General features: G+C 62.4%; 1 protein-coding gene. It reads right to left on the reverse strand.

What is annotated here, in order from left to right:
- The coding region (locus AC5RTT_RS20730) for an LLM class flavin-dependent oxidoreductase (RefSeq protein WP_494146733.1) at positions 1–482 on the reverse strand (482 nt) is incomplete at its 3' end.
- Between the last annotated feature and the right edge of the window lie 42 nt (positions 483–524).

The raw sequence follows: 524 nt of genomic DNA on the forward strand, positions 1-524 counted from the left end.
CCGGCGTTGAAGTAGTCCATCCGGGCCTGGGCCTCTTCGTCGGTTTCGCCCGGGATGACGGTGATCAGGCCGTAGGTCTTCAGGTTCGGCTTGCCCATTTCCAGGGCGGTCTTCTTCGCCAGACGGCCGGTCGCGATGGATTTCTCGTCATCGCTGGCCATGATGAAGGCGATGTCGCAGTTCTCGGCCGCGAACTGGAATCCGCGCGGTGAGGCTCCGGCGTTGACCAGCGGGGGCATCTTGGAGGGCTTGGGGCCCATCGTGGCCTCGTTCGTTTCGAAGTACTTGCCCTTGTGGTCGATGACCTTTTCGGTCCAGAACCGCTTCACGAGCTGGATCCACTCATCGGCCATGTTGTACCGCTCGTCATGGTCCAGGCTGTCATCCCACAGACCCAGGTGGTGCAGGTCCAGGTAGCTGGAGCCGGTGACCAGGTTCAGCCCGACACGGCCCGGACCGATCTGGTCCAGCGTCGAAACCATTTTCGCGATGGTAGCCGGCGGGTACACGGTCATGTGCACGGT

The organism is Arthrobacter sp. Y3221157, from assembly GCF_059089865.1.